Raw genomic sequence first — 15,333 nt, 5'->3', positions numbered from 1 at the left:
CGGATTTCCGCAATCAGAACAGGCCGGCCAAGGCAAGAAACAGCGCAACCACCAGCCCGGCATCGCGGTTGCTGCGAAACAGCCGCAGGCAGCCGGCGCTGTCCGTCATGTCGAAGCGCCACAGCTGCCAGGCCAGATGCGCGGCAAACCCGACGACGCCCAGCAGGCCAAGCGTCAGGCCCAGCCCCTCGGGCGCCGCGGCCATCACCGCCAGCCCCAGCAGCAGCACCGAGCCGGTGCCGAAGCCCGCCAGCCAGCGCGGCGTGTCGCGGCCGAACAGCCGCGCGGTAGACTTGACGCCGATCAGCGCGTCGTCTTCGGCATCCTGATGGGCATAGATGGTGTCGTAGAAGATCGTCCAGGCGATGCCTGACAGGTAAGCCAGCACCGGCGCCGGGGCCAGGTTGCCGGTATGCGCCGCCCAGGCCAGCAGCGCGCCCCAGTTGAAGGCCAGGCCCAGAAAGACCTGCGGCCACCAGGTGAACCGCTTGGCGAAGGGATAGATCGCGACCAGCGCCAGCGAGGCCACGCCCAGCGCGATGGCCGCGCCCCCCAGCGTCAGCAGGATGGCGAAGCCGGCCAGCGACTGCGCCACCAGCCAGACCATCGCGCCCCGGACCGTCACCTGCCCCGAGGGGATGGGACGCGAGCGGGTGCGCGCCACCTTGTCGTCGATGTCGCGGTCGGTGATGTCGTTCCAGGTGCAGCCGGCGCCGCGCATCAGCACCGCGCCCACGCCGCAGGCCACCGCGATCCACAGGTCGCGCCATTCCGGCCGGTCGGCGATCATCGCCAGCCCGATGCCCCACCAGCAGGGCAGCAGCAGAAGCCAGGTGCCGATCGGCCGGTCGGCGCGGGACAGGCGCAGCCACGGCCTCCAGCCGGGCGGCGCGTAGCGGTCCACCCAGTTGTCGGGCGGCGCGTCGGCAACGGTGCTGTGGTCCTCTGGCGTCGGCCCCTCTGGCGTCTGACGGTCGGTCTGCATTAGGCTGCGCCCCATCATGGCGAAAATCAGACTGTTCATAGATCACCCGCTGGCCGAGGGACAAGGCATCGAGCTGAATCCCGACCAGGCGCATTACCTGTCCTCGGTCATGCGGCAGGCCCCGGGGGACGAGATCCTGGTCTTCAACGGGCGGGACGGCGAATGGCTGGCGCGGATCGGGCGCATCGCCAAGCGGGGCGGCGCGCTGGAGGCGCTGCGCCGGACCGCGCCTCAGCTGGACCCGCCCGACCTGTGGCTGGTCTTTGCCCCGATCAAGAAGGCGCGCACCGATTTCATCGTGGAAAAGGCGGCCGAGATGGGCGCCGCCCGCATCCTGCCGGTGCAGACCGACCACACCAATTCCGAGCGCATCCGCCAGGACCGCCTGCAGGCCCATGCCGTCGAGGCCACCGAGCAATGCGGCGGCACCTTCGTCCCCGAGGTCGGCGAACTGGTGCCGCTGTCGCGGCTGCTGGACGGCTGGGACGCCGGGCGGCGCATCCTCTGGGCCGACGAGGCGCTGGCGGGACCGGCGCAGGTGCTGTCCGCCCTGCCGCGCGGTCCCTGGGCGATTCTGATCGGCCCCGAGGGCGGCTGGTCCGAATCGGAACGCAAGCGGCTTTCGGCCATGGATTGCGTCACGCGCATCGCGCTTGGGCCGCGAATCCTGCGCGCCGACACGGCTGCCGTGGCATCACTGGCGCTGTGGCAGGCGGCGCTGGGTGACTGGCGTTGAGCGAACCGGGCTGAATCGCGCAATCTTTCCGCAACAAACCACCCCGCGGCAGGAGAATATTGCGCCGCAGCGTCGGTTAGGAGGTCTTGCCGCAAAAAGTTAAGTATTCCGGCGCCTTATGCACGCGCTGCATGGCAGAGATGCCGCTTTGTCCGTGGTTTTCGCAAATTGCCCGGCCTATATGCTGATGCATCAACGAAGCGCCCGATGAGCGGGCAATGATCTCAAGGTGAAAACTATGTCGGCGATTGACACGAACCGCATCCATGGCGGGGCGGGCTCTCTCGGTATTGGCTCGAAATTCTGGGCGGCCCTGTCGGCCTGGAACGATGCGCGCATCACGAAAAACGCGCTGAGCCGTCTTTCGGATCGCGAGCTGGACGATATCGGTCTGTGCCGCGGCGATATCGAACGGATTGCGCGCGCCCGCTAAGCAGCGGTTGAAGACGCGAAAACGGCTGCGCGGAAACCCCGGGGCAGACCTTTTCCCGGCCCGGAGGGGCAAGACGACCAGGCGGCCCGCAAGGCCGCCTTCAGTATTTTCTGCGGGGCGCTTGCCCCGATCAGCCGCGCCTGACGACCAGGGTGGACCATTCGCCGAAGTCGTCGCGCCGCTCCAGCGCCAACCCGCCCGCGGCATAGGCCGCGATGACCTCGTCCGCCTGGGTGGCGAGGATGCCCGACAGGATCGCCCTGCCCCCCGGCGCGACATGGCGCGCCATGTCCGGCACCAGGTCGATCAGCGGCTGCTTCAGGATATTGGCGAAGACCAGGTCGAAGGGCGCCGCGCTCTCGATCAGCGGATGGTCGAATCCCACCGCCTCGACGCATTCGACACGGCCGTCCAGCCCGTTGGCGATGACATTGGCGCGTGCCACGTCCACCGCCTGCGGGTCGATGTCGCCGGCCAGCACGATCACCGGGAAGGACCGCGCCGCCGCCATGGCCAGCACCGCGGTGCCGCAGCCGATATCGACGATGCGCTGCGGCTCGACGCCCTCGGCGATCATCCGGTCCAGCGCCAGCAGGCAGCCCTTGGTCGTGGCGTGATGGCCGGTGCCGAAGGCCATGGCCGCCTCGATCAGCAGCGCCTCGGCGCCCTCGGGCACCTTGTCGGCGTCATGGCCGCCATGGACGAAGAAGCGTCCGGCCTCGACCGGCGAAAGCTCGCGCCGGACATGGGCCACCCAATCCACCTCGGGCAGTTCCGAGACCGCGAAGGGCTCGGCGTCCCAGGCCGCGGCCAGCAGCGCCAGTCCCACCTCGTCGGGGGCCTCGGTGAAGTAAAGTCCCACCTCCCAGCGGTTCGAGCCGTCCTCGATCTCGAAAACGCCGGTGCCTACGGGTTCGGGGGTCAGCTCCTCGCCCGCCTCGGCAAGCGCCTCGGCCGCCTCGCGGCCGATGGTGTGGGTCAGCGCGGTCCAGGTCGGCATTCAATATCCCTCGGCTGTATCGGTCAGGGGGGCTTTGACACCCGTGCCGCGCAAGCCGCAATAGCCATCGGGATAACGGTCGAGATATTGCTGGTGATCGTCCTCGGCCCGCCAGAAGGGCCCGGCGGGAATGATCTGCGTGGTGATGTCGGGATAGCCCTGCACCGCCAGCCGGTTGCCGTAATCGGCCTTGCTGAGTTCCGCCGCCGCCTTCTGGCTGTCGTTGAACACCATGATGAGCGAGCGGTATTGCGAACCCACGTCATTGCCCTGGCGGTTGCCCTGGGTCGGGTCGTGGTTTTCCCAGAAGATCTGCAACAGCCGCTCATAGCTGACGCGCGAGCTGTCATAGACCACGCGCACCACCTCGGCATGGCCGGTGCCGCCGGCGCAGACCTGCTTGTAGCTGGGATTTTCGGCGGTGCCGCCGGCAAAGCCGACCTCGGTCAGCCAGACGCCCTCCTGCTGCCAGAACAGCCGCTCGACGCCCCAGTAACAGCCCATGCCGAAGATCGCCTGATCGTAGCCTTTCGGTATTTCGGCATCCAGCGGGCGGCCGAAGATCCTGTGAATGGGGGCATTCATGGTTGCGTCCTTTCGCATGTCCTGCCGCCTTAGGTAGGCGCGGCGTCGCCGTCCTGCAACGCCGGAATGCGGCCGCGGGTTGCGGGCGGCGGGGGGCGTCGTGCAGACTGCGGGCCGATCCCGCTTGCATGAGGCCCCGATGCGTCCCGGACCGCGAAACCTGATCACCGATGTTTCCGGCCTGCGGGTCGGCAATGCCCGCGACGACAGGCTGCGCTCGGGCAGCACGGTGCTGCTGGGCGAGGCGGCCTTCGCCTGCGGCATCAATGTCATGGGCGGCGCCCCCGGCACGCGCGAGACCGAGCTTCTGGCCCCCGACAAGCTGGTCGGCGGGGTCGATGCGCTGGTGCTGTCGGGCGGCTCGGCCTTCGGGCTTGCCGCCTGCGACGGCGTCTCGGAGGGGTTGCGCGCCATGGGCAGGGGCTTTCAGGTGGGCCCGGTGCGCGTGCCCATCGTGCCCGGCGCCATCGTCTTCGACTTGCTGAACGGCGGCGACAAGGATTGGCCCACGAACCCCTATCCCGCGCTTGGGCGTAAGGCGCTGGAGGCGGCCGGGGTCGATTTCGCGCTTGGCAGCGAGGGCGGCGGCACCGGGGCGATGACGCATCGCTGGAAGGGCGGGCTCGGCTCGGCCTCGGCGGTGCTGGAGGACGGCATCACCCTGGGCGCGCTGGTGGTGGTGAACGCGCTGGGATCGGTGACGGCGGGCGCATCCCGGCAGTTCTGGGCCGCGCCCTGGGAGCTCGGCGCGGAATTCGGCGGGCTCGGCCTGTCCGGCCCCTACCCCGCCACGCATGAGCCAGACCCCACGAAACGGCTGGGCGAGGCGACGACCATCGCCATCATCGCCACCGACGCGGCGCTGGACAAGGCCGGGCTGACGCGGCTGGCCACCGCGGCGCAGGACGGCATGGCCCGCGCCATCGTGCCCAGCCATACGCCTTTCGACGGCGATCTGGTCTTTGCCGTCTCGACCGGCGCCAAGCCCCTGCCCGATCCGGCGCTGACGCCCTTCCGGCTGGGCCATGCCGCCGCCTGCACGCTGGCCCGCGCCATCGCGCGCGGCATCCATGCGGCCCGGCCGCGCCCGGGCGATCTGCAGCCCTGCTGGAGCCGAGGATAAAGGGGGCTCTGCCCCCGCGGCTCGTCCGCCCCTGGACGGGGCGGGCGAGCCGCTCCCCCGGGATATTTGGACAAGAAAGAAAAAGGGACGGCGCGAGAGAGAAGCGCCGTCCCCAGTCACACACGCCAAGAGGGAAAACCTGACGATGAGGGTGCAACGCCGGAAAACCCCATCAGGTTCATCACAATTCCTCGAGCCGCGGGACGCGGAAGCTGCGGCTTGCGTTGCCCCGGCAAAAGCGCAAGCCTGCAAGGCGACCAGATTGGAAGGAGCCCCGCCATGAACAAGCCCGCGACCGACCTGAAGATGCTGCTGAAAGACCCCTCGCTGCTGGAGACCCGCGCCTATGTCGCCGGCGAATGGGTGGACGCCGACGACGGCAAGACCTTCCCGGTGGTGAACCCGGCCCGCGGCGACGTGATCGCCGAGGTCGCCGACCTGTCCCGCGCCGAGGTCGCCCGCGCCATCTCGGCCGCGGCCGAGGCGATGAAGGGCTGGGCCGCCCGCACCGCCAAGGAGCGCGCCCAGATCATGCGCAAATGGTTCGACCTGATGATGGAGAACCAGGACGACCTGGGCCGCATCCTGACTGCCGAACAGGGCAAGCCCCTGCCCGAGGCTAAGGGCGAAATCGCCTATGGCGCCAGCTTCATCGAATGGTTCGGCGAGGAGGCCAAGCGCATCTATGGCGAGACCATTCCCGGCCACCAGCCCGACAAGCGCCTGACGGTGATCCGCCAGCCGATCGGCGTGGTCGGCTCGATCACGCCCTGGAACTTCCCGAACGCGATGATCACCCGCAAATGCGGCCCGGCCATCGCCGCCGGCTGCGGCTTCGTCGGCCGCCCCGCCGCCGAGACGCCGCTTTCGGCCCTGGCGCTGGCGGTGCTGGCCGAACGCGCGGGCGTGCCCAAGGGGCTGTTCAGCATCGTGACCTCGTCGCGATCCTCGGATATCGGCAAGGAGTTCTGCGAGAACCCGCTGATCCGCAAGCTGACCTTCACCGGCTCGACCGAGGTCGGCCGCATCCTGCTGCGCCAGGCCGCCGATCAGGTGCTGAAATGCTCGATGGAGCTGGGTGGCAATGCGCCCTTCATCGTCTTCGACGATGCCGATCTGGACGCGGCGGTCGAGGGCGCCATGGCCTCGAAATTCCGCAACAACGGCCAGACCTGCGTCTGCGCCAACCGCATCTATGTGCAGGCCGGGGTCTATGACGAATTCGCCAGGCGGCTGGCGGCGGCGGTGGACAAGCTGCGCGTCGGCGACGGGCTGGAGGAGGGCGTGACCACCGGCCCGCTGATCAACCGGGACGCGGTCGAAAAGGTCCAGGAACATATCCAGGACGCGGTGGAGGGCGGCGCCACCGTCGTCACCGGCGGAAAGCCGCGCGACGGGCTGTTCTTCGACCCGACGGTCGTGACCGGCATCACCGACAGGATGAAGGTGGCGACCGAGGAGACCTTCGGCCCGCTGGCGCCGCTGTTCAAGTTCGAGACCGAGGAAGAGGCCGTCGAGCGCGCCAATGCGACGATCTTCGGCCTCGCCTCGTATTTCTATGCCCGCGACATCGGCCGGATCACCCGCGTGCAGGAGGCGCTGGAATACGGCATCGTCGGGGTGAACACCGGCATCATCTCGACCGAGGTGGCGCCCTTCGGCGGCGTCAAGCAATCCGGCCTCGGCCGCGAGGGCTCGCGCCACGGCATCGAGGACTACCTTGAGATGAAATACATCTGCCTGTCGATCTGACCGGCCAGGAAGAAACCCCGGAGCCTGGCTCCGGGGTTTTCGCGATCAGCGGCGGTCGTCCTCGTCCTCATCGTCATCCGCCTCGGGCAGGTTGAAGAAGCTGTCCGCATCCAGATTGTCGTCCTGCTCGGGCTTGTCGTCGTTCTTGCTGAGGCTGAAATTCTCCAGCCCGGCGATCGAGCTGGGCAGGCGCGGTTCGTCCGACATGGCCAGCGAGGTCTCGGTCGAGAGCAGCTTGCGGCGCTCGTCGTCGGTCATCGCCCCGCCCTCGGCGGCCTTGCGCTTGGCGGCCTTCTGCACGGCGGCGTCCAGCTCGGACTGCCGGCACAGCCCCAGCGCCACCGGGTCGATGGGCTGGATGTTCTGGATGTTCCAATGCGTCCGGTCGCGGATCGAGGCGATGGTCGGCTTGGTGGTCCCGACCAGCTTGGCGATCTGCGCATCGGCCAGCTCGGGGTGGAACTTGACCAGCCACAGGATGGCGGCGGGCCGGTCCTGGCGCTTGGAAAGCGGGGTGTAGCGCGGGCCGCGGCGCTTCTCCTCGCCCTCGGCGGCGGGGTTGTGCTTGAGCTTCAGCTTGTAGAGCGGGTTCTTCTGGCCCTTCTCGATCTCGGCGGCGTCGAGCTGGTTCGAGGCGACCGGGTCGAAACCCTTGACGCCGGCGGCCACGTCGCCATCGGCGATGCCCTGCACCTCGAGCTCGTGCATGCCGCAGAAATCGGCGATCTGCTTGAAGCTCAGCGTCGTGTTGTCGACCAGCCAGACGGCGGTGGCCTTGGCCATCAGCGGCTTGTTCATGACCTTCTCCTTAACAATATCTCTTCCGGCCGGGGAAAACGGCTTTCGGCGGCTGCCATTCCATTTTCGGGGGATTGACGGGCTATATAGGGCCAGAAAAGGTCAAAATAAAGCCTGAATTTCATGGCGCGCCGCCGGGCCGGGCGCTAGGTTCGCGAGCATGAAAGCCCTTGCCCTGATTGCCGCGCTGCTGATTGCCCCCGCCGCCCTGGCCCAGGACGCCGCCGGACGTTTCGACTATTACGTCCTGTCGCTGAGCTGGTCGCCCAGCTGGTGCCGGGCGGAGGGCGATGCGGAAGGCGCCGATCAATGCGAGAGCGGACGGCGCACCGGTTTCATCGTCCATGGCCTCTGGCCGCAATACGAGCGCGGCTGGCCCGAGGATTGCCCGACCGATGCCCGCGACCCCACGCGGCGCGAGACCCGGGCCATGGCGGATGTGATGGGCTCGGGCGGACTGGCCTGGTATCAATGGAAAAAACACGGCCGCTGCTCGGGCCTGCCGGCGGGGGACTATTTCGCGCTGACCCGCAAGGCCGCCGACGCGATCGCGATTCCCGAGCCGCTGCGCCGGCTCGACCGCGACGCCACCCTGCCCGCGACGGTCGTCGAGGACGCCTTCATCGAGGCGAACCCTGGTCTTGCCCGCGACGGAATCACCGTCACCTGCCGCAGCCGCGCCCTGCAGGAGGTCCGCATCTGCCTGACCCGCGAACTCGAACCCCGGGCCTGCGCCCCGGACATCCGGCGCGATTGCCCGGGCAGTTTCCTGATGCCGGCGCCGCGGTGATGGCGCGGCGGCGGGCCTCCGGCGGGGATATTTAGGCAAGAAAGAAGCTGTTAACCGAATCGCAAGGATTTCCTGTCAGTCTGGCCTCACGGTACAGGCGGGGACGCCGATGACCGTCAAGAGAGAAGCCACACCCCGACCTTTGCTGCGGCGGGCGGGGTGTGTGCGCTTCTTTCTTGTTCAAATATCCCCGCCGGAGGCCTCGGGCCGCGCCGTTGGCACCGAAGGGCTCAGTCCTCGGCCGAGACCTGCAACAGGATCTTGCCGATATGGTTGCTGCTTTCCATATGGCGATGCGCCTCGACCGCCTCGCGCAAGGGAAAGGCGCTGTCGATCAGCGGACGCACCGCTCCCGCCTCGATCAGCGGCCAGAGCCGCTCCTGCAATTCCCGGGCGATCCGCGCCTTGGCGAGGTCCGATTGCGGGCGCAGCGTCGAGCCGGTCACGGTCAGGCGCCGCGCCATGATCTGCGCGAAGTTGATCTCGGCCTTGGGTCCGGCGAGGAAGGCGATCATCGCCAGCCGGCCGTCATCGGCCAAGCACCGGATGTTGCGGGCGATGTAGTCGCCGCCCACCATGTCCAGGATCAGGTCGGCGCCGCCCGCCTTGCGCAGCACGGCGACGAAATCTTCCTCGCGATAGTTGATCGCCGCGGCGCCCAGCCTCTCGCAGGCCGCGCATTTCCCGGCCGAGCCCGCCGTCGCCCAGACCCGTGCCCCCAGCGCCCGGGCGGTCTGGATCGCCATGGTCCCGATGCCCGAGGAGCCGCCATGGACCAGGAACCGCTCACCCGGCTGCAACCCGCCGCGCATGACCACATTGGACCAGACCGTGAAGGCGGTTTCCGGCAGCGCAGCGGCGGCGCGCAACGACAGGCCCTGGGGGATCGGCAGGGCGTGCTCGGCCGGGCAGGTGGCGTATTCCGCATAGCCGCCGCCCGGCAGCAATGCGCAGACGCGGTCGCCCGGCTTCCAGCGCGTCACCCCCGGGCCGACGGCCGCCACCTCCCCGGCGCATTCCAGCCCCGGCAGGTCCGAGGCGCCGGGCGGCGGCGCATAGGAGCCGGCGCGCTGCAGCAGATCGGGGCGGTTCACCCCGGCCCAGGCGACGCGGATCAGGATCTGGCCATGTCCGGCCACCGGCACCGGCCGGGTCACCGGCCGCAGCATCTCCGCCCCGCCCGGAGACGAGATCTCGACCGCCTGCATCACATCGGGAATCACCCATCGCCTCCTTCTGTCCGGGCGCGCGGGCCTGCGCGCAACTCTCCGGGCAGATTGCGATTTTCCGGCCGCCTGATCCAGCCCGTTGCAAGCCCGGCCAGCGCCGAAACCCCGGGCAGCGCGCCGAGACGGTCCTTGAGGGTCTCGAATCGCATCGCGCCCTCGATGCGGCGGTCGAGGAACCTGCGCGTCTCTTCGGCCTCGGGCGAATCGTCGCCGAGCCAGTAGAGCACCGTCGCGCCGTAGACCGCCGACAGCGTCGCGCGCTTGGAATACCAGTTCACGTCCTCGGACCGGTCGCCCAGCCCGTCCCAGATCGCATCCGCCGTCTCCCAGACCAGCCGTGCGCCCAGGGCCGCGTTCTGCGGCAGCGCCAGGATCGCCGCCCCGGCCCGCGCCAGCTCGCGGTTGCTGAGCGACAGGCGATGCATCACCGCCGCCGAGACCCTGTCGCGGAACCGCCCCTCGGGCGGATGCGCGGCCAGCCAGTCGCGCAGCGCGGCATCGCCCCTGCGGTGATAGGCGGCGGCCAGATCCGCGCCGCCGCGCGGCAGATAGACGCGCGCCAGCGCCGGGTTGATGCCGATGTCGCGGGCGCCCTCGGCAATGGCCTTTTCGCCCATGCCCTCGAAGATGACATGCGACAGCGCGGCCTCGACCAGCCGCTCGCGTTCATCCGTCATGGCGCTCTCCTTCCTCCATCACGCGGACCCGGCCCGGAAAATCTGGACAAAGCCGATTCGCCTTGCTAGAAGCCCGCGTCCTGCAATCAGATCAACTCTAACCTAGGAAGGTGGTGACAACCACATGCAGGTAAGTGTTCGCGACAACAACGTCGAACAGGCGCTTCGTGCTCTGAAGAAGAAACTTCAGCGCGAGGGGGTGTTTCGTGAAATGAAGCTCAAGCAGCATTTCGAGAAACCCTCGGTCAAGAAGGCCCGTGAAAAGGCCGAGGCCGTCCGCCGCGCCCGCAAGCTGGCGCGCAAGAAAGCGCAACGCGAAGGCGCGCTGTAAGACGAGCGACACGTTCGTTTCAGGAAAACCCCCGTGCCCGGCGCGGGGGTTTTCTATTCACACCGGCAGCGCCGTGGTCTGCGCCACCGTGCGCAGCGAGAACGAGGAATGCATCTGCTGGACTCCCGGCAGTTTCGCCAGCCGCTGGCGGTGGATGCGGGCGAAATCGTCGGTATCCTGCGCCACCACCTTCAGCAGGTAATCCGCCGAACCCGCCATCAGGTGACATTCCAGCACATCCGGAATCGTGCGCACGGCGCGCTCGAAAGCCTCGAGCAGTTCATCGGCCTGGCCCGAAAGGGTGATCTCGACAAAGACCGTGGTCGGGCGCTCGAGCTTGCGCGCGTCGAGCAGCGCGACATAGCCGCGGATCACCCCCAGTTCCTCCAGCCGCTGCACGCGGCGGTGGCAGGCGCTGGCCGAGAGCCCGACCTCGGAGGCTAGGTCGGCATTGGTCATGCGTCCGTCGCGCTGCAGGACCGACAGAATGCGGCGATCCGTTGCGTCAAGCTCGATCATCGGGGCGATCCCTGTCTCGCGGACGCCCTGCGGCGCCGGTTTCTTCGACAATAGCGCGCCACGGCCGCCCGCATAAGCGAAAATCGCCAAGGCCCGAAACGACGAGGGCGCGACCCCCAGGCCGCGCCGCCGCACTATCCCGAAGGGGCGATCTCAGGCGCGGTTGGCGCGCAGCTCGTCGCGGATCTGCATCAGCAGCTCTTCCTGCGTCGGGCCGGCGGGCGCCGCCTCGTCCTCTTTCTTGCGGACCGCGGCGCTTTGCACCCTGTTCACCGCCTTGACCAGCAGGAACACCGCCCAGGCGATGATCAGGAAATTGATGACCGCCGAGAGGAAGGCGCCATAGGCAAAGACCGAGGCGCCGGAATCGCGCGCCACCTGCAGGCTGGCGCCCGGCGGAACCTCGCCCTTGAGCACGAGGTAATGCCCGCTGAAATCGGTCCCGCCGGTCAACAGGCCGATGATCGGGTTGATCAGGTCGGCCACCAGCGAATTCACGATGGCCGTGAAGGCTGCACCGATGATGATGCCGACGGCCAGGTCGATGACATTGCCACGGGCGATGAATTCCTTGAATTCCTTGAACATGGGCTTACCTTTTCCAGCCTGTTGCGCGCGTTCCGGCACAGGCTGCCATATCACGATTGCCCCTTGCAACATAGTCAGCACAGGAAACGACATGACGGCACTTTCCGATTTCCCGATCACCCGCCGCTGGCCGCCCCGGCGCCCCGAGGTGATCCAGCTCTATACGCTGAACACGCCGAACGGCATCAAGACCTCGGTCATGCTCGAGGAATGCGGGCTGGACTATGACGCCCACCGCATCAGCATCGGCGACCCCGAGGATCAGTTCACCCCCGAATTCCTGTCGCTGAACCCCAACAACAAGATCCCGGCGATGATCGACCCGAACGGGCCCGACGGCCGGCCCATCGGCCTGTTCGAGACCGGCGCCATGCTGATCTATCTGGGCGACAAGACCGGCCGGTTCCTGCCCGCCTCGGGCGCGGCGCGCTATCATACCATCCAGTGGCTGATGTGGCAGATGGGCGGCGTCGGGCCGATGTTCGGCCAGGTCGGCTATTTCCACCGCTACAAGGGCAGCGAGATCGAGGACCCCCGCCCGCGCACCCGTTATTACAACGAGGCGCGGCGGCTTCTGGGCGTGCTCGACCGGCAATTGCAGGGCCGCGACTGGATCACCGGCGACTATTCCATCGCCGACATGGCGGTCGGTCCCTGGCTGCGCACGGTGCGGGTGAATTACGAGGCCGAGAAGGAAACGGGGATGGACGGCTTTGCCAATGTCCAGGCCTATCTGGACCGCTTCCTGGCCCGACCGGCGGTGCAAAGGGGGATCGAGGTCGGCGCTGCTTGACATCGAAAGCGCCCCGCCAGCCGGGCGGGGCGCACCGCCGGGCGTAAAATCCCGAAGGCCGGGGAATAATCCGTCCCGCCGTCCGTAAACCTGCCGCAACGGTTGATGTTGCAGCTCAGAGGACGGACAGATGAAATCCTTGCACAAACTTCTTGCCGCCGCCACGTTCTCGGCGATGTCCTTGCCCGGTATCGCGCAGGCTGACGATGACGGACCATGGCGTTCTCACCCTCCCTCGCTGGAAAACCTGCTGATCCGCGGCCTGACCGGATGGGACGACCGGCTGTTGCAGCCTGGCTGGCGACATCCTGGTCGGGATCAGGGCGGCGGGTATCGCGCCCATCGCCATTGGGACCGAGACGACGACGATGATGACCGCCGCGGACGCCGCTGGCATGGCCGCGACGATGACGACGACGACGACGACGACGATGATTGAGGGGAAAGGCCGGGGCCCGTCCCCGGCCTGATCCATCCTGACCGGGGGACGCCCTTCCGGGTCTAGCCGCGCAGCACCCCGCCGGTGGCCTTGCCGACCTTCTCGACGATCTTCGCGCTGACCGCCTCGATCTCGGCATCGGTCAGGGTCTTTTCCCGCGGCTGCAGGCGCGCGGTGATGGCGATGGACTTCTTGCCGCCCTCCAGCCCGGTGAACTGGTCGAAGACTGTCACCCGCTCGATCAGCGCCTTGTCGGCGCCGGCCGCCGCATTCACCAGCGTCAGCGCCTCGACCTGCGCATCCACGACAAAGGCAAAGTCGCGCTCGACCGCCTGCAGGTCCGACAGCACCAGCGCCGGGCGCGAGGGCGTCCTGACCTTGGGCAGCGGCACGGCGGCCACGCGCACGGTAAAGCCGACCGCGGCGCCCTTGATGCCGAAATGCCGCAGCACGCGCGGATGGATCTCGCCGAAGGTCGCAAGCGCATTCGGCCCCAGCGCGATGTTCCCCGCCCGGCCCGGATGCCACCAGCCGTCCAGCTTGCGGTTGATCTGCGCCTTGGCGGGCGCGCCGATGGCCTGCAAGACCGCCTCGGCATCGGCCTTGGCGTCGTAGATATCCACCTTGCGCCGCGAGGCATAGGGGTCGCGCGGCGCGATAGAGCCGACGAGGATGCCCGAGAGATGCAGGTCCTGCTCGCCCGGCTCGCCGCCGCTGAACACGGGGCCGCATTCGAACAGCGCCAGATCGGCAAAGCCGCGTGCCTGGTTGCGCGCCGCCGCCGCCAGCAGGCCGGGCAGAAGGTCGGGGCGCATATGCGTCATCTCGCTGCTGATCGGATTCTCGATGCGGACGGCATCCGAGCCGCCGCCGAACAGCGCCGCCGCCTGTGCGTCGATGAAACTGTAGGTGACGCATTCGTTATAGCCGAGGCTTGCCGCCATGCGCCGCGCCGCCTGCTCGCGGCGCTGCAAGGGCGTCAGCACCGGCTGCGGCACCCCTGCCTGCGGGCGCGGCAGCGGCTGGCCTTGCAGCTTGGTCAGCGAGGCGATGCGCGCCACCTCCTCGACCAGGTCGGCGCTGCCCTGCACATCGGGGCGCCAGCTCGGGACGAAAGCCTGATCGCCATCCAGTCGGAAACCCAGCGCGGTCAGCGTGGCGCGCTGCTCGTCCTCGGGAATGTCCATGCCGACCAGGCTGCTGACCCGCGCCGGCTCCAGCCGGTAGCTGCGGCGGGTGTCGGGCACCGTGCCCGCCGTCACCACCTCGGAGGCCTCGCCCCCGCAAAGCTCCAGGATCATCCGCGTCGCCAGTTCCAGCCCCGGCCGGGTGAAGGCCGGGTCCACGCCGCGCTCGAAGCGGTAACGGGCGTCGGAATTGATCTTCAGCGCCCGGCCCGCCGCGGCGATGGCGATCGGGTCCCAATAGGCGCTTTCCAGGAACACGTTCACCGTCCCGTCCGAGCAGCCGCTATGCTCGCCGCCCATGATGCCGGCGATGCTTTCCGGCCCTGCCTCGTCGGCGATGATCATGGTGCCGGGCGCGAAGGCATAGGTCTTGCCGTCCAGCGCCAGCAGTTCCTCGCCCTCGGCCGAGGCGCGCACGGTCAGGTCCCCCTTGACCTTGTCGGCGTCGAAGACGTGCAGCGGCCGGTTCAGGTCGAAGGTGAAGAGGTTGGTGATGTCCACCAGCGTGTTGATCGGCCGCAGCCCGATGGCGGTCAGCCGCTTCTGCAGCCAGTCCGGCGAGGGGCCGTTCCTGACGCCGCGGATCAGCCTGCCGCTGAAAAACGGCGCCTTTTCAGCCATTTCCGGCGCGATCACCACCCTGATCGGCGAGGTGAAGCTGCCGGGCACGGTCACGTCCGCGACCGGCTTCAGCCGGCCCAGCCCGCGCGCCGCCAGATCGCGGGCGACGCCATGCACGCCAAGCGCATCGGGGCGGTTCGGGGTGATCTTGATCTCGATGACCGGATCGACCGCCTCGGGCCGGTTCGCGGCCAGCCAGTCGACAAATTTCTCGCCCACCCCGCCCGAGGGAAGTTCAATGATCCCATTGTGTTCGTCGGAAAGCTCCAGTTCGCGCTCCGAGGCCATCATGCCATGGCTCTCGACGCCGCGAATCTTGCCGACGCCCAGGGTCACGTCGATGCCGGGAACGTAGTCGCCGGGCTTGGCCAGCACCACGGTGATGCCGGCGCGGGCATTGGGGGCGCCGCAGACGATCTGCTTCTCGCCCTCGTCGGTCAGCACCTTGCAGACCCGCAGCCGGTCGGCATCGGGGTGCTGCACCGCCTCCAGAACCTTGGCGAGCGTGAAGGTCTTCAGCTTCGCGGCCGGATCGGTCACGCCCTCGACCTCAAGGCCGAGATCGGTCAGCGCCTCGGTGATCTCGTCGAGGCTGGCGGTCGTGTCGAGATGCTCCTTGAGCCAGGAGAGGGTGAATTTCATGGGCGAGGGCTCCGTCGGTTTGGGCGTCCCTTAGCGCATGGCGCGGCGGATTGGTAGGGTCGTGCACCGCCCCTGCCCGCCCGAGGCGGGTTTTCCAGCATTTGC

17 protein-coding genes are annotated in these 15,333 nt (G+C 68.2%); 8 read left to right on the top strand and 9 right to left on the bottom strand.

From position 1 onward, the window contains the following. Window positions 1-13 precede the first annotated feature (13 nt). Window positions 14-985, bottom strand: a complete 972-nt coding sequence (gene ubiA / locus PARJ55_RS0112665; protein ID WP_028713389.1) for a 4-hydroxybenzoate octaprenyltransferase — start codon at window positions 983-985, stop codon at window positions 14-16. Window positions 986-1,001: 16 nt separating this feature from the next. Between ubiA and PARJ55_RS0112660 the strand changes: the two genes are divergently transcribed. Together PARJ55_RS0112660 and PARJ55_RS0112655 are read left to right on the top strand one after the other, a co-directional pair. Next, on the top strand, window positions 1,002-1,721 hold the full coding sequence (locus PARJ55_RS0112660) for a 16S rRNA (uracil(1498)-N(3))-methyltransferase (protein ID WP_028713388.1): 720 nt from the start codon (window positions 1,002-1,004) through the stop codon (window positions 1,719-1,721). A gap of 238 nt (window positions 1,722-1,959) precedes the next feature. Next, a complete protein-coding gene (locus PARJ55_RS0112655; RefSeq protein ID WP_028713387.1) occupies window positions 1,960-2,154 on the top strand; it encodes a DUF1127 domain-containing protein in 195 nt (64 codons plus the stop codon). 130 nt (window positions 2,155-2,284) lie between these two features. On the opposite strand, the gene PARJ55_RS0112650 is transcribed toward PARJ55_RS0112655, so the two are convergent. Together PARJ55_RS0112650 and msrA are read right to left on the bottom strand one after the other, a co-directional pair. Further along, window positions 2,285-3,154 (bottom strand): 50S ribosomal protein L11 methyltransferase, encoded by an 870-nt coding sequence (locus tag PARJ55_RS0112650; RefSeq protein WP_028713386.1) that lies wholly within the window; start codon window positions 3,152-3,154, stop codon window positions 2,285-2,287. Then, a complete protein-coding gene (gene msrA / locus PARJ55_RS21970) occupies window positions 3,155-3,739 on the bottom strand; it encodes a peptide-methionine (S)-S-oxide reductase MsrA (RefSeq protein WP_084637843.1) in 585 nt (194 codons plus the stop codon). A 139-nt stretch (window positions 3,740-3,878) separates the two neighbouring features. Here msrA and PARJ55_RS0112640 point away from each other — a divergent pair, with 139 nt between their 5' ends. Continuing rightward, a complete protein-coding gene (locus tag PARJ55_RS0112640; RefSeq protein WP_028713385.1) occupies window positions 3,879-4,862 on the top strand; it encodes a P1 family peptidase in 984 nt (327 codons plus the stop codon). A gap of 279 nt (window positions 4,863-5,141) precedes the next feature. Then, a complete protein-coding gene (locus PARJ55_RS0112635; protein WP_028713384.1) occupies window positions 5,142-6,614 on the top strand; it encodes an NAD-dependent succinate-semialdehyde dehydrogenase in 1,473 nt (490 codons plus the stop codon). A gap of 45 nt (window positions 6,615-6,659) precedes the next feature. Here the strand turns inward: PARJ55_RS0112635 and PARJ55_RS0112630 are convergent, their stop codons facing one another. After that, window positions 6,660-7,412, bottom strand: coding sequence for a DUF1013 domain-containing protein (locus PARJ55_RS0112630; RefSeq protein ID WP_028713383.1), 753 nt, complete (start codon window positions 7,410-7,412; stop codon window positions 6,660-6,662). 160 nt (window positions 7,413-7,572) lie between these two features. Between PARJ55_RS0112630 and PARJ55_RS0112625 the strand changes: the two genes are divergently transcribed. Continuing rightward, the gene (locus tag PARJ55_RS0112625) at window positions 7,573-8,202 is read left to right on the top strand and encodes a ribonuclease T2 (RefSeq protein WP_028713382.1); all 630 of its coding nucleotides are present in this window, start codon (window positions 7,573-7,575) and stop codon (window positions 8,200-8,202) included. A 230-nt stretch (window positions 8,203-8,432) separates the two neighbouring features. Here the strand turns inward: PARJ55_RS0112625 and PARJ55_RS0112620 are convergent, their stop codons facing one another. Both PARJ55_RS0112620 and PARJ55_RS0112615 read right to left on the bottom strand, forming a co-directional pair. After that, complete coding sequence (locus PARJ55_RS0112620; protein WP_036714094.1) at window positions 8,433-9,410, bottom strand: NAD(P)H-quinone oxidoreductase; 978 nt, start codon at window positions 9,408-9,410, stop codon at window positions 8,433-8,435. 11 nt (window positions 9,411-9,421) lie between these two features. Further along, window positions 9,422-10,108 carry a COQ9 family protein gene (locus PARJ55_RS0112615; RefSeq protein WP_028713380.1) on the bottom strand — a complete coding sequence of 229 codons (687 nt, stop codon included), beginning with the start codon at window positions 10,106-10,108 and terminating at the stop codon, window positions 9,422-9,424. A gap of 124 nt (window positions 10,109-10,232) precedes the next feature. Between PARJ55_RS0112615 and rpsU the strand changes: the two genes are divergently transcribed. After that, the gene (rpsU, locus tag PARJ55_RS0112610) at window positions 10,233-10,439 is read left to right on the top strand and encodes a 30S ribosomal protein S21 (RefSeq protein WP_011748553.1); all 207 of its coding nucleotides are present in this window, start codon (window positions 10,233-10,235) and stop codon (window positions 10,437-10,439) included. Between the two features lie 57 nt (window positions 10,440-10,496). Here the strand turns inward: rpsU and PARJ55_RS0112605 are convergent, their stop codons facing one another. Both PARJ55_RS0112605 and mscL read right to left on the bottom strand, forming a co-directional pair. Next, window positions 10,497-10,955, bottom strand: coding sequence for an Lrp/AsnC family transcriptional regulator (locus PARJ55_RS0112605; RefSeq protein ID WP_028713379.1), 459 nt, complete (start codon window positions 10,953-10,955; stop codon window positions 10,497-10,499). Window positions 10,956-11,111: 156 nt separating this feature from the next. Next, complete coding sequence (mscL, locus tag PARJ55_RS0112600) at window positions 11,112-11,546, bottom strand: large conductance mechanosensitive channel protein MscL (RefSeq protein ID WP_028713378.1); 435 nt, start codon at window positions 11,544-11,546, stop codon at window positions 11,112-11,114. A 91-nt stretch (window positions 11,547-11,637) separates the two neighbouring features. Between mscL and PARJ55_RS0112595 the strand changes: the two genes are divergently transcribed. Both PARJ55_RS0112595 and PARJ55_RS23960 read left to right on the top strand, forming a co-directional pair. Further along, window positions 11,638-12,339, top strand: a complete 702-nt coding sequence (locus PARJ55_RS0112595) for a glutathione S-transferase C-terminal domain-containing protein (protein ID WP_028713377.1) — start codon at window positions 11,638-11,640, stop codon at window positions 12,337-12,339. Between the two features lie 130 nt (window positions 12,340-12,469). After that, entirely contained in the window at window positions 12,470-12,778 is a 309-nt protein-coding gene (locus PARJ55_RS23960) for a hypothetical protein (RefSeq protein WP_156929477.1), read from the top strand. Window positions 12,779-12,840: 62 nt separating this feature from the next. On the opposite strand, the gene pheT is transcribed toward PARJ55_RS23960, so the two are convergent. Next, the gene (gene pheT, locus PARJ55_RS0112585) at window positions 12,841-15,228 is read right to left on the bottom strand and encodes a phenylalanine--tRNA ligase subunit beta (RefSeq protein WP_028713375.1); all 2,388 of its coding nucleotides are present in this window, start codon (window positions 15,226-15,228) and stop codon (window positions 12,841-12,843) included. Between the last annotated feature and the right edge of the window lie 105 nt (window positions 15,229-15,333).

This window comes from Paracoccus sp. J55 (genome assembly GCF_000513975.1).
Classification (GTDB): Bacteria; Pseudomonadota; Alphaproteobacteria; order Rhodobacterales; family Rhodobacteraceae; genus Paracoccus.
This window is presented reverse-complemented; position numbering and strand designations above follow the sequence as displayed.